This is a genomic window from Duganella kummerowiae (assembly GCF_053572355.1).
Genome location: NZ_JBKFEH010000010.1, coordinates 322,813 through 340,587, shown reverse-complemented (window position 1 = coordinate 340,587; position 17,775 = coordinate 322,813). Strand labels below are relative to the sequence as shown.

The 17,775-nt window shown below is 65.3% G+C and carries 17 protein-coding genes and 1 pseudogene; 7 read left to right on the top strand and 11 right to left on the bottom strand.

All coding sequences use genetic code 11. From position 1 onward, the window contains the following. Positions 1-41: 41 nt before the first annotated feature. Together ACLB1G_RS15140 and ACLB1G_RS15135 are read right to left on the bottom strand one after the other, a co-directional pair. Complete coding sequence (locus tag ACLB1G_RS15140; protein WP_491628051.1) at positions 42-3,149, bottom strand: sensor histidine kinase; 3,108 nt, start codon at positions 3,147-3,149, stop codon at positions 42-44. A gap of 68 nt (positions 3,150-3,217) precedes the next feature. Next, on the bottom strand, positions 3,218-4,123 hold the full coding sequence (locus tag ACLB1G_RS15135) for an alpha/beta fold hydrolase (RefSeq protein WP_491628050.1): 906 nt from the start codon (positions 4,121-4,123) through the stop codon (positions 3,218-3,220). Between the two features lie 136 nt (positions 4,124-4,259). Between ACLB1G_RS15135 and ACLB1G_RS15130 the strand changes: the two genes are divergently transcribed. Further along, complete coding sequence (locus tag ACLB1G_RS15130; protein ID WP_491628049.1) at positions 4,260-4,907, top strand: response regulator; 648 nt, start codon at positions 4,260-4,262, stop codon at positions 4,905-4,907. A gap of 29 nt (positions 4,908-4,936) precedes the next feature. Here the strand turns inward: ACLB1G_RS15130 and ACLB1G_RS15125 are convergent, their stop codons facing one another. From ACLB1G_RS15125 to ACLB1G_RS15110, 4 genes are all read right to left on the bottom strand, one after another. Next, positions 4,937-5,590, bottom strand: a complete 654-nt coding sequence (locus ACLB1G_RS15125; protein ID WP_491628048.1) for a hydrolase — start codon at positions 5,588-5,590, stop codon at positions 4,937-4,939. A gap of 136 nt (positions 5,591-5,726) precedes the next feature. Then, positions 5,727-6,752: a glycoside hydrolase family 53 protein gene (locus ACLB1G_RS15120; protein ID WP_491628047.1), complete on the bottom strand. Its 1,026-nt coding sequence runs from the start codon at positions 6,750-6,752 to the stop codon at positions 5,727-5,729. Positions 6,753-6,846: 94 nt separating this feature from the next. Next, complete coding sequence (locus ACLB1G_RS15115; protein ID WP_491628046.1) at positions 6,847-8,244, bottom strand: NAD-dependent succinate-semialdehyde dehydrogenase; 1,398 nt, start codon at positions 8,242-8,244, stop codon at positions 6,847-6,849. A gap of 69 nt (positions 8,245-8,313) precedes the next feature. Further along, positions 8,314-9,120: a helix-turn-helix transcriptional regulator gene (locus ACLB1G_RS15110; RefSeq protein ID WP_491628045.1), complete on the bottom strand. Its 807-nt coding sequence runs from the start codon at positions 9,118-9,120 to the stop codon at positions 8,314-8,316. A gap of 29 nt (positions 9,121-9,149) precedes the next feature. Here ACLB1G_RS15110 and ACLB1G_RS15105 point away from each other — a divergent pair. Beyond that, a pseudogene (locus tag ACLB1G_RS15105) lies at positions 9,150-9,263 on the top strand (LysR family transcriptional regulator); the annotation flags it as partial. A gap of 2 nt (positions 9,264-9,265) precedes the next feature. Here the strand turns inward: ACLB1G_RS15105 and ACLB1G_RS15100 are convergent. After that, positions 9,266-9,580, bottom strand: coding sequence for a winged helix-turn-helix transcriptional regulator (locus ACLB1G_RS15100; protein ID WP_491628044.1), 315 nt, complete (start codon positions 9,578-9,580; stop codon positions 9,266-9,268). 104 nt (positions 9,581-9,684) lie between these two features. On the opposite strand from ACLB1G_RS15100, the gene ACLB1G_RS15095 reads away from it, so the two are divergent. Next, positions 9,685-10,323, top strand: coding sequence for a glutathione S-transferase N-terminal domain-containing protein (locus tag ACLB1G_RS15095; RefSeq protein WP_491628043.1), 639 nt, complete (start codon positions 9,685-9,687; stop codon positions 10,321-10,323). 38 nt (positions 10,324-10,361) lie between these two features. Here the strand turns inward: ACLB1G_RS15095 and ACLB1G_RS15090 are convergent, their stop codons facing one another. The 4 genes from ACLB1G_RS15090 to ACLB1G_RS15075 all read right to left on the bottom strand — a co-directional run bounded on the left by ACLB1G_RS15090 (position 10,362) and on the right by ACLB1G_RS15075 (position 14,556). Further along, entirely contained in the window at positions 10,362-10,832 is a 471-nt protein-coding gene (locus ACLB1G_RS15090; protein WP_491628042.1) for a DUF6644 family protein, read from the bottom strand. Between the two features lie 9 nt (positions 10,833-10,841). After that, positions 10,842-11,330 carry a DUF6644 family protein gene (locus ACLB1G_RS15085; protein ID WP_491628041.1) on the bottom strand — a complete coding sequence of 163 codons (489 nt, stop codon included), beginning with the start codon at positions 11,328-11,330 and terminating at the stop codon, positions 10,842-10,844. A 10-nt stretch (positions 11,331-11,340) separates the two neighbouring features. Next, positions 11,341-13,980 (bottom strand): TonB-dependent receptor plug domain-containing protein, encoded by a 2,640-nt coding sequence (locus tag ACLB1G_RS15080; protein ID WP_491628040.1) that lies wholly within the window; start codon positions 13,978-13,980, stop codon positions 11,341-11,343. 132 nt (positions 13,981-14,112) lie between these two features. Further along, the gene (locus tag ACLB1G_RS15075) at positions 14,113-14,556 is read right to left on the bottom strand and encodes a DUF6152 family protein (RefSeq protein WP_491628039.1); all 444 of its coding nucleotides are present in this window, start codon (positions 14,554-14,556) and stop codon (positions 14,113-14,115) included. 96 nt (positions 14,557-14,652) lie between these two features. On the opposite strand from ACLB1G_RS15075, the gene ACLB1G_RS15070 reads away from it, so the two are divergent. The 4 genes from ACLB1G_RS15070 to ACLB1G_RS15055 all read left to right on the top strand — a co-directional run bounded on the left by ACLB1G_RS15070 (position 14,653) and on the right by ACLB1G_RS15055 (position 17,659). Next, positions 14,653-15,696 (top strand): hypothetical protein, encoded by a 1,044-nt coding sequence (locus tag ACLB1G_RS15070; protein WP_491628038.1) that lies wholly within the window; start codon positions 14,653-14,655, stop codon positions 15,694-15,696. Positions 15,697-15,728: 32 nt separating this feature from the next. Beyond that, positions 15,729-16,604 carry a hypothetical protein gene (locus ACLB1G_RS15065; RefSeq protein ID WP_491628037.1) on the top strand — a complete coding sequence of 292 codons (876 nt, stop codon included), beginning with the start codon at positions 15,729-15,731 and terminating at the stop codon, positions 16,602-16,604. Then, entirely contained in the window at positions 16,601-17,224 is a 624-nt protein-coding gene (locus tag ACLB1G_RS15060; RefSeq protein WP_491628036.1) for a cytochrome c, read from the top strand. Before ACLB1G_RS15065 ends, ACLB1G_RS15060 begins: the two co-directional genes overlap by 4 nt. A 213-nt stretch (positions 17,225-17,437) precedes the next feature. Continuing rightward, positions 17,438-17,659: a hypothetical protein gene (locus tag ACLB1G_RS15055; protein ID WP_491628035.1), complete on the top strand. Its 222-nt coding sequence runs from the start codon at positions 17,438-17,440 to the stop codon at positions 17,657-17,659. The last annotated feature ends 116 nt before the right edge of the window (positions 17,660-17,775 follow it).

Here is a 17,775-nt window from a genome sequence, read left to right as displayed (position 1 = left end):
CGGGGTGTGCCAGCCAGCGGGGGCCTGTGACCGTATGCGGTTCACCGGATGCGGTCCTCCGGATGCGGTCCTCCGGATGCGGTCCTCCGGATGCGGGCCGCCGGGTGCGGACCAGCGCTACCGGTTGGCGCCCCCCGCCTGCCGAGCGGCCAGCGCGGCCGCAGCCAGCGCAGCCGGTCCGGCGCCGGCTGGTAAGCCAGGACCCCGGGCAGCGTCAGCCTCCATTCGGTACCGCTGCCGGCACTGCTGTGCAGCGCCAGTTTGGCCTTGATGCGCGCGGCCCGTTCGCGCATGCCGCGCATGCCCCAATGGCCCTGGCGTCCGCCTGCGGCCAGCACACCCTCCTCGATTCCCTGGCCGTCATCATGCACGCATACGCGCAGCTCGCCGCGCCCGTAGTGCAGCAGCACCTCGATGCTGCCGGCCTGGGCGTGGCGGTAGGCGTTGGCGATGGCTTCGCAGGCGATCGCCAGCACTTCCTCGTGCACGGCCGGACGCAGCGGGCGCTGGCGGCCCTCGCAGCGCACCTGCAATGCGGGCGCGTCCGGCGGCCGCATGCGCGCACCGGCCGCTTCCAGCGCGGCCGCCAGGTCGCACGGTTCGCCTTCGCTGCGCAGGTCGCGCACCCGGTCGCGCCCTTCGCGCATCACATCGTCGGCCTGCTGCAGGGCAGTTTCTATCATGCCGCGCACCGGCTCCGGTCCCGGCAGGCGGCGCGCCGCCGCGTGTACGTGCAGCACCAGCCCCTGCACCGATTGCAGCAGGGTGTCATGCAGCTCGCGCGCGATCCGTTCGCGCTCCTGGGTGCGCGCTTCCAGGCGCTCGGTCAGGCGCGCCGCCACGCTGGCCATGCGGCGCCGGTAGGCCAACAGGCCCGCCAGGAACAGCACCAGGGCGCACAGCGCCCGGAACCACCAGCTCTGCGTCAGCGTGGGCGCGATGCTCAATTCCAGCGTGGTGGCGTCCGCCGGCCAGGCGCCGTCATAGCCGGAAGCCATCACCTGGAAGCGGTACTGCCCCGGCCCGAGGTTGCTGTAGTAGGCGGAGCGGCGCTCGCCCGCATACTGCCAATCCTGGTCCACGCCCTGCAGACGGTAACGGAAGCCCACCCGCTCAGGTATGGCCAGGAACAAGGCGGTGTAATCGATCTGCAGGGCGCTGGTGCCGGGCGCCAGCCGCATGCCGGCCTGCGGCGGCGCCATCTTGCCGGCATAGCCCAGGCCGCGTATCAGCACCGGCGTGGACGGCGTGGGCGGAGGACGGCGCATGGGATCGAGGCGGAACACGCCGGTGGTGGTGGACACCCAGAGATGGCCGTCCGAGGCTTCCACCAGCGACGGAGTCGGGGTACGCACCGCGGCGCTGCCGCTCAGCCCATCCAGGCTGTCGAGCCGCTCGTAGCGCACGCTTTCCACCGGCGCCGCTTGCAGGCGCGCGATGTCCTGGGCCGGTAGCCGGAACAGTCCCTCTGCCGCGTTCAGCCATACGTCGCCGTTGGCCAGTTCCACGATGCCGGTAATGCCCTCGAAGCGCTGGCCATCGCCGCCGCGCAGCGTGATGAAGCGCCCGCCGTGCAGCAGCGCCAGCCCGTTCTCGCCTCCCACCCAGACATGCGCGCCGCGCAGGTGCAGGGCAGCCGCCATGCCGACCGCCAGTCCATGCTCGGGCCCATACAGGCGCCAGTGTCCATCGCGCCATTGCAGCACCCGGCTGCGCGGATAGCCGAGCCACATGCCGGTCTCGGCCGAGGCGGCCAGCACGCGCGGGCTTTCTCCCGGCAGCAGGGTATCGCCGTCGGCGCGCTGCCACTGCCCGCCGTGGCCGTAGCGGTACAAGCCGTTCGGCAGCAGCGCCACCCACAGCATGCCGTCCGGCCCACGCACCATGCTGTTGACGGCCAGCCGCTCCGGCGAGGAAGGATATTGCAGGCGCTGCTCCAGCGCGCCATCCTTGCGCCAGAAGCCGCCATAGCCGCCCAGCCACAGCACGCCGTCCGGATCGAGGTAGCCGCTGGTCGTCATATTGTGGAAGGCGAAGCTGGGCGAGGTGGGCGGCGCCGATGAGGCACGTCCGGGCGGCGGCACCAGGTGGCGTCCTATCCAGACCGCGCCGCCGGGTCCGGCCGCCAGCGGCTCGTCGTCCGGCACTTCCGGCGCCGCCACGGCCGCGATGCGCTGGCGCCGGAAACGGTCGATGCCGGTGGCGGTGGCGATCCATACATTGCCCTCGCGATCCTCGAAGATGGCGGCCACCCGGCGTCCGCTGAGGCCCTGCTCCGGACCGCTGTGCTGCGCGGCCCCGTCCCGGCCGTAGTAGGAGATGCCGTCGGGCCGGCCCACCCACACGTCGCCATGGCTGTCGAACAGCATGCTGGCCACTTCGCCGCCGATATGCCACTCCTGGGGGACGGTCCCATGGGCAGGCGCGGTAATCCGGTTCAAATGGTCGTACAGCGCGTTCCAGCTCCACACGCTGCCGTCGGGTGCGTGGAACAGCACGCCGGTGCCTTTCTCGGGGATGGCCTGGACAAAGCGACTGGCGCCCGGCGCCAGCTTGAACACGCCCATGCCGCCCTGGGCCCAGAGGTTGCCGTCGCGGTCGCGCATCAGGGTCTTGTACTTCGAGAACGGCAGGCCGGTATCGGCGCCGGCAGGCTGCCAGCGGCCGGCTGCCAGGGAATACATGCCCTCGCTGGTCGCGGCCCACATGCGGCCGCTGGCATCCGGTTCCAGGCCCCACACCGGCGCGCTGGGGGGCAAGCCATCCTTGTCGCTGTAATTGCGCAAGCTGGCAGGCGTGAGCACGCTGACGCCGCCGTTGCGATAGCCTATCCACAGCGCGCCGCCGGACTGGGCGCTGAGTATGCTGATGCTGGCGGCCGGCAGCGGCCGGGATGGCTCCGCGTACCGCTCGAAGCGCACGCCGTCAAAGCGGAACAGGCCGTTCGGGCTGCCCAGCCACAGCCATCCATCCGCGGTCTGGGCCATGGTCAGCACCGACTGCGGCGCGCCATCGCGCGCGGCCCATGCCACATGATGCATCGCCACGGCGGGGGTAGGCGCCTGCTGGCCGGGCGCGGCCAGCAAGCTGCCCGGCAGCCATAGCCACACCAGGATAAACCAGCGCCGCGCGTACCGTTCAACCGCCATGATGTGCCGAGGAGTTCTCCAGACGACACATTCTATAGCAAACCAACAAGGCCGCGAGTCGTCCCCGCCTACTTGAGGAACTGCACCAGCCTGGGCACTACCTCGCCGCGCGCCTCCTCCATCAGCCAGTGGCCGCTGCCCTTGATGACGACGCCCTCGACCTGGGTATCCACCAGGCGCGCCTGCTCGATCAGCACATTGCCGGACGCCTTCTCGCCGGTCAGCACCAGCATCGGGATGTTGAGCGGCTTCTTGGCGTAGGCGGCGAATTCCTCGGCATCCTTGGCAAAGGCGCGGAACACTTCGAAGCCGGCCCGCATGTGGTCGGGCTGGGCGTATTCGGCGGCGTAGAATTTGCGGTCGGCCTCGCTCAGCGACTTGGTCTTGTCGGCCGCGAAGTCGTTCCAGAAGTGTTCGAAGTAGGTGCGCTCGCGGCCCTTAACCAGCGCCAGCGGCGTCTCGCCATAGAAGTGGAAATGCCACAGGTCGCGCAGCAGCCAGACGTCCTTCCAGTTGCCCACGCCAGGCAGGAAGGCGTCCAGCAGGGCGATCTTGCTGACCTCGGACGGATACTGGGCCGCGTAGGCATAGGCCACCATCAGGCCGATGTCATGCCCGACCACCTTGGCCGACTTGATGCCCAGGCTGGTGGCCAGCGCGTGCACATCCTGCGCCATCACCGACTTGGTGTAGGGGCCGGCCGGCGTGGCGGACTGGCCGAAACCGCGCAGGTCGGGCGCGATCACCAGATGGTTCCTGGACAGTTCGGCGATCAGCGGCAGCCACATATGGCTGCTTTGCGTGTAGCCGTGCAGCAGGATGACGGGATCGCCCTTGCCTGCCGACAGGTAGTGCAGCTTGACGCCGTTGACTTCCGCGAAATTGCTCTTGGGTGCTTGCGCTTGCGCCGGGCCGATCAGCGCGGCCAGCATCAATAAGCCGCCGCACAGCGACCTAAAGAAGGATGATTTCATGGTGGAGCCTCCGTGGTTGTGTCTAGATGGGAAAATCCATCGTAGAAGAGGCCCTGGCGGCCGACCATACCCGATCGGGTAGCGGCAAGGCGGAATAGCGGTGCTACACTGCCTTTTCACCATGAGGGACAGGGCCATGTCTGACCAAAGTCCAGGCGCGATCCGCGTGATGATCGCGGACGACCACCCATTGCTACGCAGCGGCATCGCGGCGGTGCTGGCCTGCACGCCGGGACTGGAGCTGGTGGCCGAGGCCGAGGATGGCGACCAGGCCGTCGCGCTGTTCCAGCGGCACCGGCCCGACATCACGCTGATGGATTTGCAGATGCCGGGCCGTGGCGGGCTGGAGGCCATCATCGCCATCCGCGCCATCGATCCCGGCGCGCGCATCATCATCCTCACCACCTACAGCGGCGACGCCCACATCGCGCGGGCGCTGGAAGCCGGCGCCAGCGGCTACCTGCTGAAGAACATGGCGCGTACGGACCTGGCCACCTACATCCAGCGCATCCACGGCGGCGGACGCCACCTGCCGCAGCCGGTGGCGCGCGAACTGGCGGCGGCCCTGCCCAGCGAAGCCCTGACCGCGCGCGAGATCGCGGTGCTGAAACTGGTGGCCGAGGGCCACACCAACCAGCTCACCGGCGCCCGGCTGGGCCTGAAGGAAGACACCATCAAGGCCCATATGAAAACCATCCTGGCCAAGCTGGGCGCGCGCGACCGCACCCACGCCGTCACCATCGCCCTGCGGCGCGGCTTCCTGGAGGACGATGGCGGGCGCTGACCCCGGCAGCGCCGGGCCGGCTTGCCTGCTTAGTGCCCTTCGGCCGCGTTGAACATGGTCTTGGCGTAGATCAGGCCCAGTCCGTAGCCGCCGCCGTGGGCAATGGAGGTGGCCACGGTTTCGTTGTAGGTCTCGCCGCGGGCCCAGTCGCGCTGCAGTTCCAGCAGATACTGCAGCGACGTCATGGGACGGGCGCCGGCCTGCACCATGCGCTGCACGGCGCGCTCGTGGGCTTCGTCGGACACGTCGCCGCTGGCGTCCGTGATCACGTACACGTCAAAACCCTGGTCCAGGGCCGACAGCGCCGGTCCCACGATGCACACCGAGGTCCACAGGCCGGCCAGCACGATCTTGTCCTTGGCTATGGCGTTCACGCGCTCGGCGATGCGCGGGTCTTCCCAGGTGTTCATGGTGGTGCGGTCGACTGCCACCTGGTCCGGGAACACTTCCTTGATCTCGTTGAAGATGGGGCCGGAGAACGATTTCTCCGCCACCGTGGTCAGGATGGTGGGCACCTTGAATTCCTTGGCCGCCTTGGCCACCAGCGCCACGTTGTTGCGCAGCTGGACCGGGTCGATGGACTTGGTCGCAAACGCCATCTGCGACTGGTGGTCTATCATGATCAGGGCGTGGTTGGCCGGGGACAGCAGGGTTTTTCCGGGTTGGGCGATGGCGGTAGGCATGACGGTTGCTCCTTGAGTTAGTTTCGATAATTTCGATTCGTTCTGCGCAGTGTCCTGCGCTGGTGAAACGAATTATGCGCGAGCAAACCATCATCAAAAAGCGGAAAATTTTCCGCCCTATTGTCGAAATTTTCGATTATTCACGAAAGGCGTCCATGGCCCGGGTCGGGCGGCCATCATCGCCCCAGGCGCTGAGCGCGTAATGGCTCCAGCTGCGCGCGCCCTGCGGCTCCCAGTAAATCACGCCCAGTCCCTTCCCGTCCGGCACCGCCCTGACCTTGCGCAGCACCGCCGCCAGCATGTCGTGGGTATTCTGCGGCTGGCTGTCCTCGCCGCCCACTTCCACCACCATCACTTCCTTGCCGTAGCGCGCAGCCAGGTCGTTCAGGTTGGCGCCCAGGTCGTCGATGGAGGCCGTGTAGTCGGGCCGCCCCGGCAGCCAGTAGGGATAGTAGGACAGGCCGATCACGTCATACCTGGCGCCATGGGCGCGGGCATTGTCGAACCAGGTGCGGAAGCGCTCGCGGTCGTTGCCGCGGTCCAGGTGCAGCACCACCTTGGAGGAGGGGCTGACGGCCTTGATGGCGTCGTAGCCACGGTTGATCAGTTGCGCCAGCTGCGGCCAGTTGTCCACGCTACCCTCGGGGTAGATCATGCCGCCCGGGATCTCGTTGCCTACCTGTACCCACTCGGGCGTGACGCCGGCCCGGGCCAGGGCGCTCATGACGTCGTGCGTGTAGTGGTAGACGTCGTCCAGCAGTTGCGGGAACGGGTGGCCTGCCCAGGCGGCCGGCTTGACCTGTTTTTCCGGGTCGGCCCAGCTGTCGCTGTAATGGAAGTCGATCATGATGCGCATGCCCATGCGCTGGGCGCGCACCGCCATGGCCACGGTTTCGTCGCGGCTGTTATGGCCGCTGGCCTTGTCGGCGGACGGGTGGACCCAGGTGCGCAGGCGGATGGTGTCGATGCCGTAGCCCTTGAGGATGGCCAGGCAGTCGCGCGGCACGCCATCCTGGTCGCGGAAGACGTAGCCTGTAGCTTCCATCTGGGGCAACCAGCCGACATCGGCGCCCTTGGCAAACGGCGGCTGGGCGGTACGCGGCCCGGTCGCCGCGCACGAGCACAGGACCAGGGCCATCAACAGGGGCGGGAGTATTTTCATCCCGCCATGCTAGCGCGTTGCGGCCCGCGCCAGCTATGGGGAAATTCACGCGATCCATGACGATACGATATGGATCGCACGCATCGGCGGCGTCTTAGCCGACGGACTTGACCCACACCGCCTGCGGATTGGTAAACTCGCGCAGGCCGAAGTGCGACAGCTCGCGGCCATAGCCGCTTTTCTTCACGCCGCCGGTGGGGATGCGCGGGTCGGTCAGCGAGATGCCGTTGACGAACACGCCGCCCGTCTCCAGCCGCCGCGCGATGCGCTGGGCGCGCGCCGTGTCGCTGGTCCACAGCGCACCGCCCAGGCCGTACTCGCTGTTATTGGCCAGCGCGATGGCGTGTTCGGCGTCGTCCGCCACCGTGATGGCGGCGACCGGACCGAAGGTTTCCTCGTCAAACGCCGCCATGCCGGGCGCCACGTCGGCCAGCACGGTGGGCTCGTAGTAGTTGCCGGGACCTGCTATCTTGCGTCCGCCCAGCAGCAGCGTGGCGCCGGCCGCCAGCGTGCGTTCGACCTGGGCGTGCAGCTCGTCGCGCAGGTCGGCGCGCGCCATCGGTCCCACCACGGTGGCCGGATCGAGAGGATCGCCGACCTGGAGGGCGCGCGCCGCCGCCACGAACTTGCGGGTGAATTCCTCGGCCACCGGACGCTCGACGATGAAGCGCTTGGCCGCCAGGCAGACCTGGCCGGCGTTCTGGAAACGGGCCTGGATGGCGGCCTTCACGGCCAGGTCGATATTGGCGTCGGCCAGCACGATGAAGGCGTCCGAACCGCCCAGCTCCAGCAAGCTTTTCTTGAGCGCCTTGCCGGCCAGCGCGGCCACGGCGGAACCGGCGCGGGCGCTGCCGGTCAGTGTGACGGCGGCGATGCGCGGATCGGCGATCACGCGCGCCACTGTGTCGTTATCGGCGTTCAGGCTCACGAACAAGCCTTGCGGGAAGCCGGCTTGCTCGAAGATGTCCTGCAGGGCGTAGGCCGCGCCCATGACGTTGGGCGCGTGCTTGAGCACGAAGCCATTCCCGGACAACATGATGGGCGCGGCCGCGCGTATCACCTGCCACAGCGGGAAGTTCCACGGCATCACGCCCAGCACGCTGCCGATTGGCAGGTAGGAGACGTAGACCGTATCGTCGCCTTCGATAGGCGCCGGTTCGTCGGCCAGGATGGCCGGGCCGTAGTCTGCGACCCACTCGATGGTGGAAGCGCATTTCTCGACCTCGAAGCGGGCGGCGGCCGTGATCTTGCCCATTTCCGCCGTGATCAGCGCGGCCAGGCTGTCCGAGCGCTCGCGCAAGGCGGCGGCCACTCGGCGGTAGGCGGCCACGCGCTCGCCCAGCGGGGTGGCGCGCCACAGGCGCTGGGCCGCCGCGTTATCGTCCAGCAGGCGCTCGACCTGCGCGGGGGTGTGATAGGCATGGGTGGCGATCAACTCGCCAGTGGCGGGATTGCGCGAGATCGCGCCGGCGGGAATATTCAGGTTCGACATACGGCCTCCAATGACGTTGAGCCATCAGTCTAGAAGGCCGCTGCGGGGTGAGGAAGGCGTGTTCTTATCCTATGACTGCGGGTCATAGGCAGCGTGCCTGGGGATGTAGGTCACCAGCGACAGGTCGGGCCGCCCCACCGGCGTCAGCGCGATGTAGGTGTAGTCCACCTGGCCGCCGCCCGGCATGCGCAGGCTCTTGCCGCCCTCGGCAAACAGGCTGACGCCGGTGTCCGGCCACCATTCGCGGAACTCGGGGCTCAGTTCCAGCAATTCTTCCACCAGCTGGTCGAACGGCGCCTTGTCCTCGGCCTGGGCGCGGGCGGCGCGGAAGGTCGAGATCATGCCGCGCGCCACCTGTTCCCAGGCGATGATCTGGCTGCGGTAGGGCTGGTGCGTGAACAGCAGCCGCAGGGTGTTGCGCTCGTGCGGCAGCAGCTGGCCATAGTCGATCAGCATGTCGACCACGGCGTCGTTCCACACCAGGATGTCGAGCCGCGTGTTGCGCACATAGGCCGGCACGTCCATCGAACGGACCAGCATTTCCAGGCCGTCGCTGACACGGCCGCTGGCCGCCGCCACCGGCGCCGAGCGGGCCGCCAGCGCGAACAAATGGGCCGACTCCGCCTCATCCAGCTTGAGCACCTTGCCGATGCGGCGCAGGGCGTCGGCCGATGGCTTGATCTCGCGGCCCTGTTCCAGCCAGGTGTACCAGCTGACGCTCACGCCCGCCAGCACCGCCACTTCCTCGCGCCGCAGGCCTGGCGTGCGGCGCTGGCCCTCCGGCAGGCCGAAGTCGGAGGGCTGCAGGCGCGCGCGCCGGCTGCTGAGGAAGGCGCCCAGTTCGCGCCGCTGTTCCGGGGTAGGTGTCTTGGGCATGCAGGCATTATAAAGCGTGTACCCCCTCCTCCTCAGGAACACACATCATCCGCACCCTGGAAGCGCGCCTGGGCGTGCGGCTGCTGACGCGCACCACGCGCAGCGTCTCGCCCACCGGGGCCGGCGCATGGCTGCCGCAGAACGGTTAGCGCGCCTTCAGCCACAAGCCGAATTCCTGCATCACGCCAACCACCGGCTGCAGCCGCTTGCCGTCATCGGTCAGTTCGTACTCCACGGTGACCGGCACCGTCGGAAATACGGTGCGCTTGACCAGCCCGGCCTCCTCCAGCGCGCGCAGATCCAGCGTCAGCATGCGCTGCGAGATGGCGGGAATCAGGCGCCGCAGCGCGTTAAAGCGCTTGGGGCCATCGAGCAGATAGGACGCGATGAGCAGCCGCCAGCGGCCGCCCAGCAAGCGCATGGCTTCTTCCACCGAGCAGCCGGTGACGCTTTCCTTCATGGGGACTCCAGTATAAATTTTGTACCTACATCACATTTTAGTGCCTTCTTCAAAAAATATCCTGCCCGCCCTATGATGGGCGCACCCCAACCACAGGATGCAAGATGAAGCTCTATTACCTGCCCGGCGCGTGCTCGCTCGCGCCCCACATCGTCTGCAAGGAACTGGGCCTGGAGGCCGAACTGGTCAAGGTGGACCACAAGACCCACACCACGGAAGACGGCCGCGATTTCCGCCAACTGAGTCCGTTCGGCTATGTCCCGCTGCTGGAGCTGGACGATGGCGCAACGCTGCGCGAAGTCCCGGCCATCCTGCAATACCTTGCCGATCTGCAGCCCGGATCCGGGCTGGCGCCGCCCAACGGCAGCATGGCGCGCTACCAGCTGCAGGAGTGGCTGTGCTTCCTGAATTCGGAGATCCACAAAGGTTTCATCCCGCTGCTGTACGCCACCCTGGCCGGCACATACGGCACCGACACCGCCAAGCCCAGGCTGGAACAGCGCTACGCCTGGATCAATGAACTACTGGGCAGCCGAGAATACCTGATGGGCGACCGCTACACCACCGCCGACGCCTACCTGTACGCGTTGACGCAATGGGGCCAGGCCGACTGGCTGCAATCGGTCTACCGCACCAGCATCCGCTTCGACGGTTTGAGCCGGCTCCAGGCCTGGTACTTGCGCCTGCGGGAGCGGCCGGCAATACGGCAGGCCATGGCGGATGAAGGGCTGCGCACCGGCTGATGACGTCAGTGCCTGGTTTTCTGCATACGCTGCACTGCTCAGATCAAGCCTATCAAGCGGCCGGCAACGATGGCCGCCAGCCAGGCCAGCGCCGCCATCGCGGCTATCGGCCGCACCGGCGCGGCCTCGTTCTTTGCGCGGTACAGCAGCCAAGTCTGCGCCACGGTAATGAAGATGAGCAGAACCAGCTTGGTCTTGAAGACCGGGTTGACCCAGAATTTCAAGACATCGGCAACGAACAGCCAGAAGCCGCTGAGCAAGGCGATGCCCAAGCCACCCAGCAAATACGGCTGCAAATTCTTTGCGATATCCGCCGCCGGACTGGCGCGCAGCCCGATACCGACCAGGCGCAAATCCAATATCAGCGAGGCGCCGAATGCCAGCGCGATGCCCAGCAAATGGATGCTCATGGCGGCGGCGAAAACCCAGGGATCGGCTTCATTGAAGGCGTGGGCAACCGCAGTGTGCGCCAACCATTCGATGAGCGCCGGATGCGTAGGGACAGACATCGTGGTTCCTCAGATATAAAAAGCAATCAGGCGGCCGGCCAACAGGATGGCGGTCCATAACAGCAGCGAAGAAGCCCCGGCGAACCTGGCTTGCCAGGGCAGCACGGGCGCACTGCTCCACTGCGCATGGCGCGAGAAGTTGTAGTGCCAATAGACGATGTTCAGCGCGGCCAGTATGAGCAGCACCAGCTTGGCCTGCAGCAGCGGGTTTTCCCAAATCCTGCCCGCTTGCGGCAGGAACAGGCCGATGCCGCTGGGGATGGTGAGCACGGCGCCGATGATGGTGATCGGCAGGACTTGCCTCTGCACGGCACCCACCCCGACCTCGGGAAACACGAAGCCGAGCAAGCGCAAATCCACCACCGCGATGCTGCCCGCCAGCAGCAGGACGCCCAGCACGTGTATCACATCCAGCGCGTTGAACAGGTTCAGCGACTCGGCTATGACCAGGCTGACAGGCAGCGCAGCCAGCGCCTCGAATAAAACGCCAAGCGACATCGATGCCCCCTCAGAACTTGTAATTCAGCGTGGCGGCATACTGCGTGCCCAGGTCGGCCCCCAGCGGTCCGCTGGTGTCGTAGGCGTACGCATACTGGGCCTTGGATGCGTTGGTGCGCGAGATCTCCGGCACGCGCCGGGCACGTTCGTTGAACAGGTTGAACGCGGCCAGCCTGGCCTCCAGCCCGTGTCCCAGGTTCCAGCCCAAGGTCAGGTCGGTGGTCCACAGCTTGCCGGCGTTCCACTCTCCCGTGGTGGGCAAGCCCAGGGCGGCGTTGTCGGCATTGGTCCAGAAGCGGCGCACCTTGCCGATGCGGGTTTCCAGCACGTTGACCGTGAAGGCGCCGCTCTTGTAATTCACGTTCAGGACTTGCTTGTCGCGCGGGGCCAGGTACAGCGTGTTTTGCTGGTTAGTCAGCGACAAGGTGCTGATGTTGGGCAGCCCCTGCAGCTTGGCCGGGATGCCGGAAATGCGCGTGAAAGCGCTGCTGTTGACATTGGCCGCGAAGTTCCACTTCAGCACGCCGGCGCCCAGCTTGTGCCTGCCGTCGAGAGTCAAGTCCAGGCCACGGCTGCGCACGTCGCCGACATCGGTAAAGTAGTGTGCCGTCAACCCGTTGCCCTGCTGCGGGATGGCCAGCCCGGCCGCCGTGAAGTAGCTTTGCAGGATGGCCAGCTGGGCCGGGGTCAGCACGGCGCCGGTGGCGTCACGAAACTGGCCGTCTGCGTTGGTGCGGTCCAGGCCGATGGAGGCCGAGGTGCCCAGGGTGTGCTGCACTTCGGTCTGGTACAGGTCCAGCGCGTAATTAAACTGCGTGAACTGCGGCGAGATGTCGCCGGTGATGCCCAGGGTGTAGCCCTTGGCTTTTTCCGGCGCCAGCGGCGCCGCTCCCAGCGCCAGGCCGGCCGCCGAATCCGGCCGCACCAGCGAGGAAATCAGGCCGTTCGGACGGCCCGACGTGTTACTGAACGAGACCGTTTGCAGCGCCGGTGCGTGGAAGCCATTGCTGGCCGTGCCACGTATCGCAAACGCGGGGCTGAAGTCATAGCGCGTCGACAGCTTGCCTATCGCGCCGCTGCTGCCGAAATCCGAGTAATTCTCGCCGCGCAGGCCGCCATCCAGGAACCATGCGTCGGTGATATTGGCGCCGGCGCCCACATAGCCGGAATAGCTGTGGCGTTTGGTATCGGAGGCGTCGCGCGGCAGATAGCCGGGCAGCGATTGCGCCCCGCCGCTGCCGCCGCCGCCATCGCCGGGGATCACGCCCAGGTAGGCGTTGGGCTCGCCGGGCTTCAACTGGCTGTGCTCCTGGCTGTATTCAACGCCGGCGGACAAGTTCAAGGGTTTGGCGGTCCAGCCGGTCTCCACGCTGCGGGTCAGGTCCAGGGTGTTGGACCACAGCGTGTAGGCATTCTGGCCGATGTAGAAATCGGTCTGGCCGGTGGACGCGGGCAGTGCGTAATTGGCGGAATTGACCGTGTAGACGTCGGACTTGTCCTGGCCGTAATTGGTGCTCAAGTCCCAGTTCCAGCCCGCCAGCACTCCGCGCAGGCCGGCCACCAACTGTCCCTCATGGTCGGAAGTGGATTCCCTGGGCGTGTACCCGTCCGGATAGAACGCGTACCAGCCGTTGTTGCGGGCCAGGGCATTGCTGTAGATGGCGTAAGGGCTGCGGAAGTTCTGCGCCGAATAGCTGCGCCGGTCGGCATAGGTGCCGAAGCTGTACAGGGTCAGCTCGCGGCCCAGCTCCAGCTCGCCATTGAAACCGGCGCTGGCGCTACGGACATCCAGTTTCTGGCCGCTGTTCTTCCACGGCGCATTGTCGCGCGAGGCTTCCTTGGGATTCGGCGTGGTCCCCGCTGGCAGCGAGTTGTTCGCGCCCAGGGTGGTGGACAGTGTGCCGTCGGCCTTGACCGCCGGGTAGTACAAATAGCCGGGATTGAGCGGCGAACTGCGTACCGCCGGCCTTTGCTTGCTCAATTGCGCAAACAGGCTGACGTAGCCGCTGTCGCCCAGGGCCAGGCCCTTGTCCACGGCGACGCTGCCATTCTCGCCGCCGCCCTTGAAGGTGGAGCCGCCCTTGACGCTCAGGCCGCCACCCTGCGCCCCGTGCTTGAGGATGACGTTGACGGTGCCGGCAATCGCGGAGGAACCATACAGGGCCGATGCGCCATCGCGCAGCACTTCCACGTGGTCGATGGCGCTGGTCGGTATCAAGCCCAGGTCCACGGCGGCCGAACCGGCAAAACCGTTTTCGCTGACCACGGCGGTGGTGTTGCGGCGCTTGCCGTTGATCAGCACCAGCGTGTACGCGGGCGACAGGTTGCGCTGCTGCACACCGAGCACGATGCTGCCCAGGTCGGGCTGCGGCGATTGCCCCGGCAGATTGAAGGATGGCACCAGGGCGACCAGGGCACCCAGCAGGTTGTCCGAACCGCTGCGGGCCAGGTCTTCCTGGGTCAGGACATCGATGGGCGAGGCGCTGTTCTCCACGGTGCGCCCGCCCGCGCGCGAACCGGTGACCACCACCACGCTCCCCGTGCTGCCAACCTCGGCTGTCTGCGCCCCGGCGGGCGCGGCCAGGGCCATGGATACCGCCAGGGCCAGCGCGGTCAAGGGAAGGTGGTGGTCTCTCTGATGTGAACTCATGTCGGTGCTTTCCATGTGAATAACGAAAGCCCGATTTTCTATGCGGCACACATCAATGTCGAAGAATAAAAACTCACACCGATATGTGGCGCTGCTGCTTAAGCTAATTACATTATCGAAGCGCGCACGGCATCAGGCGCCGGCGGGTTTCTGCGGGTCCGCCGGTTTATTATCGCCAGGGCCGCCATCGCCATCGGTGCCGCCATTGATGATGCGGCCATCGGGCAAGGTGACCACGCGGCCGTCGATCAGTCGCACGCCGGCTTTCTTGACCAGGTAGCCGTCCACGATCAGCGTATCGCCTATTTGCACGTCGCCCTTCTTGAAACCGCGCCGCGATAAAGCGCCGGGACCCGCGCCTTCCACCGCCCAGTTATTGGTGACGCCTTTGCTGTCGACCACGTCCAGGTGGAAATAGCTGTGCGGGTTGGTCCATTCAATCTTGGTCAAGGTCCCTTTCAGCCGTATCGGTTTATTGGCGTCGAACAGCGCGGCAAAGGAATGGTGGGCGGATGCCAGCGGCCCCAGGGACAAAGCCGCCAGTATCAGCGCTGCGCGGGTGAAATTCTTCTTCAAGATAAGCTCCCATAACGGACAAAATGGCTTGCAGCTTAACGCCAAATAAGCGCCCGGCCAAACGCGCACTTTTGATATGGATATGCAATAAGCTTATTGGACTGTAACCGGGCTTGCTGGCAAATTACGCCTTCGATTAACTCCCCTGAGTATCCCATGCCTGTTCGAATCAATCCGCTGCAGATGGCGGTTGGCTTGGCTTTGTGCGCGGCGGGCCTATCGGCCTACGCGCAATACCGCGATGAAGCCAGGCCCGATAGCATCACCGCCAAATCCGAGAAAATCTGGCTGGGTACCGAATATAGCGGCCAGCCGGTGAGCACACCGCGTGACGCCAAAGGCAAACCCCTGCTCAATGGCTATTGGAAGCTGCTGCATGAAACGGGCAAGCCGGATGGCAACCTGGGAAAAGATCAGCCGGATTTCCAGCTGCCTTATACGGCAGCTGGCAAGGCCGCATTGGCCGCCAATGTCAAGGTGGTCGATCCCGAAGCGCGCTGCATCATCACCGGCATTCCGCGCGCCCTGACCGCCGTGCTGCCGTTTGAAATACAGCATAACGGCGTGCGCTTCGCCAGCTTTCACCAGCTCGGCTGGCATCGCCTGGTCTGGCTGGACGAGCGCAAGCCGGCCGCCGACCCCGATCCGCGCTACGGCGGCAACGGCATCGGCAAATGGGAGGGCGACACCCTGGTGATACGTTCGCACGCGTTCAAGGACAGCAAGGATGGACGTGTCTGGGCGGATGACAATGCCAATCCCATCAGCAGCGAAGCGGTGGTGGTGGAACGCTGGACGCGTCCAGATTATCACCACCTGAGCCTGGAATTGACCTTGACCGATCCCAGGTATTACAGCAAGCCCATCAAGTACTCGCGCAGGTTCGTGCTGGCCCCCGAGGGGGAAACGCTGAAGGAGTTTTCCTGCGAATGGAATACCTACTGGGTCACCACGCAGTTGGAGCCGGGGCCGGGCAAGATAGACGCCGACGGCAATCGCTATTTCGGATCTGACAAACAAATCGTCCCGGACTGGCCGCTGGGCGCGGTGGACGATGATGGACGCGGCACCGGCTATTGGCTGTATCGCAAAAACAAACCGAAACCATCGGATTTGCCAGCTAAACCGGAGGCCCAGTGAATAGTATAAACAGTATCGTGTTGTTCAGCGTATTGGCCGCGTTGGGCGGCCACGCGCTGGCGCAAAAACCAAACCCCAGCCGTCCGCCGCAGGCCGATACGGGCGATGCGGAAACTGAAATGTTCAGGCCTTTTATCTACAAGGGACCGCCAGTGGCGACGCCGCGCCTGTCCGATGGCAAGCCGGATTTTAGCGGATTCTGGCAGGGTGTGCGTGAAAAAGGCGTCCCTGGCGGGAACCACGGCAAGGACCAGCCGGGCTTTATTTTGCCGCTGAGCGAAAAGGGCAAGCGCGCCATGATTTACTCGCAAAACCATGCGCCCGATCCGGAAGCGGTCTGCATCAATGGCGGCATTCCCCGCCACAATAGCAGCGGATTGCCATTCGAGATATTGCAGACCACCGACCGTTTCAGCACGCTCTATCACTACACCACGCACCGCTCCGCGACGGTCGGCCCCAAACGCGCCCTGCCGCCCAGGGACCAGGTGACGAAAACCTATTTCGGCACCAGCGTGGCCTATTGGGATGGCGATACGCTGGTGATAGAAACCACGGGATTGCGCGATTCGTCCTTTGAAAAAATCTGGCTGGATGAAAATGGCAATCCCACCAGCGACCAGACCACGGTGATAGAGCGCTGGTCGCGTCCCGACTACCACCACCTGCAGCTGGAAGAAACCGTGATCGATCCGAAGTACTATCGGGAGCCGTTCAAGTTTACCCGCAAGTGGAATTACGGCGGCGACGGGCGCGGCGTGGGCGAATACTCCTGCAACGAAAACAATGTCGAGCGCGAACATATCGGACCGGGGGCCGGCGTGATCGGCCCGGACGGCAATCGCGGTTTTGGCTATAACGCGCCCTTGCCCAAAACGCCGCCCGGCCCGGATTCCTACGGCTTATGATGATGCGAGCAACCAAACTCCGGCGCGCGGCCGGACTGGCGGCGTTCGTGCTGCTGGCCGCGTGCAAGCCGCAAGCGGAGACGCAAGCGGAGAAGCAATTGGCGCCGCCGCCGGCTGAGTTCGCCAATGTGCCGCCCTATGCGGCGCAGATCACGCTGCAGGATCTGATGAACCAGATCATCGATCCTGAAGCCGACGTGATCTGGAACGCCACCGGTTCCGTCGCCACCAAGAAAGGCATCGTCGAACGCGCCCCCAAGACCGATGAGGACTGGGAAGCGCAACGGCGCGCCGTTGTGCGTCTGCTGGAGGCCAGCAATCTGCTGCTGATACCTGACCGTAAAGTGGCCGACAAGCCGTTTGAATCGGCTGGCCCCGGTGTGTACAGCTCGGCTGAAATCCAGCAAGAAATCGACACGCGCCGCGCCGCCTTCAACGGCCTGGCCATGAACCTGCGCGGCGCGGCCCAACAGCTGCTCAAGGCCACCGACACGCGCGACGTTCAGTCCCTGCTGGCGTTGGGGGATGTACTGGACCAGGCTTGCGAGGGTTGTCACAAGACGTATTGGTATCCGAATGAAAAAGTGCCCTACCCGCCGTTGAAGCCGCCTTCGCCGTAAAAAACGCCGCGCTTCCGGCTGCGCCGGGACGGCAAAAGGAGTAAGCTATCTGAGCTCCCGACTATTCAAGGCCGTCTTCCAGGAACTAGCTATGAATGAACCGAAAAGGCGGGCCTTAGCCATGGAAGCCGAAAGTACGGGATCCGCGGCCGTTGAGCCCGAAGCTGGGAACATACTGACATGCATAAGCAGCCCATTTCCCTGGAGGGAATCATGAACAAACCGGCGAATGCAAACCATACTGCTAATCAGAAGCAAGTAGCTCAAGAACTGCGGATTGACCAGGGCATCGATCCAAACAGTCCGGAAGCCGTGCAGGCGAGACGAAACTCCCGTAAAGCGGCAATGACGCACAGCTTCGGCATGTGGAAGGACGATCCTACCAAACCCAAAGACGGTGTGGCCTATCAAAAAGAAATACGCGCAGAATGGTAAAGGTACTTTTCGACACCAACATTCTGATCGACTTTTTCAACGGCTTACCTGCGGCTCAAGAGGAGCTGACGAACTATGACGACGCCGATCCCGGCTCTGTCAGATCAAAGAGTTGA

Excerpts from the sequence above, each read along its gene's own strand:
- ACLB1G_RS15140 (WP_491628051.1), bottom strand. The coding sequence starts at position 3,149 with ATGGCGGTTGAACGGTACGCGCGGCGCTGGTTTATCCTGGTGTGGCTA.
- ACLB1G_RS15135 (WP_491628050.1), bottom strand. The coding sequence starts at position 4,123 with ATGAAATCATCCTTCTTTAGGTCGCTGTGCGGCGGCTTATTGATGCTG.
- ACLB1G_RS15130 (WP_491628049.1), top strand. The coding sequence starts at position 4,260 with ATGTCTGACCAAAGTCCAGGCGCGATCCGCGTGATGATCGCGGACGAC.
- ACLB1G_RS15125 (WP_491628048.1), bottom strand. The coding sequence starts at position 5,590 with ATGCCTACCGCCATCGCCCAACCCGGAAAAACCCTGCTGTCCCCGGCC.
- ACLB1G_RS15120 (WP_491628047.1), bottom strand. The coding sequence starts at position 6,752 with ATGAAAATACTCCCGCCCCTGTTGATGGCCCTGGTCCTGTGCTCGTGC.
- ACLB1G_RS15115 (WP_491628046.1), bottom strand. The coding sequence starts at position 8,244 with ATGTCGAACCTGAATATTCCCGCCGGCGCGATCTCGCGCAATCCCGCC.
- ACLB1G_RS15110 (WP_491628045.1), bottom strand. The coding sequence starts at position 9,120 with ATGCCCAAGACACCTACCCCGGAACAGCGGCGCGAACTGGGCGCCTTC.
- ACLB1G_RS15100 (WP_491628044.1), bottom strand. The coding sequence starts at position 9,580 with ATGAAGGAAAGCGTCACCGGCTGCTCGGTGGAAGAAGCCATGCGCTTG.
- ACLB1G_RS15095 (WP_491628043.1), top strand. The coding sequence starts at position 9,685 with ATGAAGCTCTATTACCTGCCCGGCGCGTGCTCGCTCGCGCCCCACATC.
- ACLB1G_RS15090 (WP_491628042.1), bottom strand. The coding sequence starts at position 10,832 with ATGTCTGTCCCTACGCATCCGGCGCTCATCGAATGGTTGGCGCACACT.
- ACLB1G_RS15085 (WP_491628041.1), bottom strand. The coding sequence starts at position 11,330 with ATGTCGCTTGGCGTTTTATTCGAGGCGCTGGCTGCGCTGCCTGTCAGC.
- ACLB1G_RS15080 (WP_491628040.1), bottom strand. The coding sequence starts at position 13,980 with ATGAGTTCACATCAGAGAGACCACCACCTTCCCTTGACCGCGCTGGCC.
- ACLB1G_RS15060 (WP_491628036.1), top strand. The coding sequence starts at position 16,601 with ATGATGATGCGAGCAACCAAACTCCGGCGCGCGGCCGGACTGGCGGCG.
- ACLB1G_RS15055 (WP_491628035.1), top strand. The coding sequence starts at position 17,438 with ATGAACAAACCGGCGAATGCAAACCATACTGCTAATCAGAAGCAAGTA.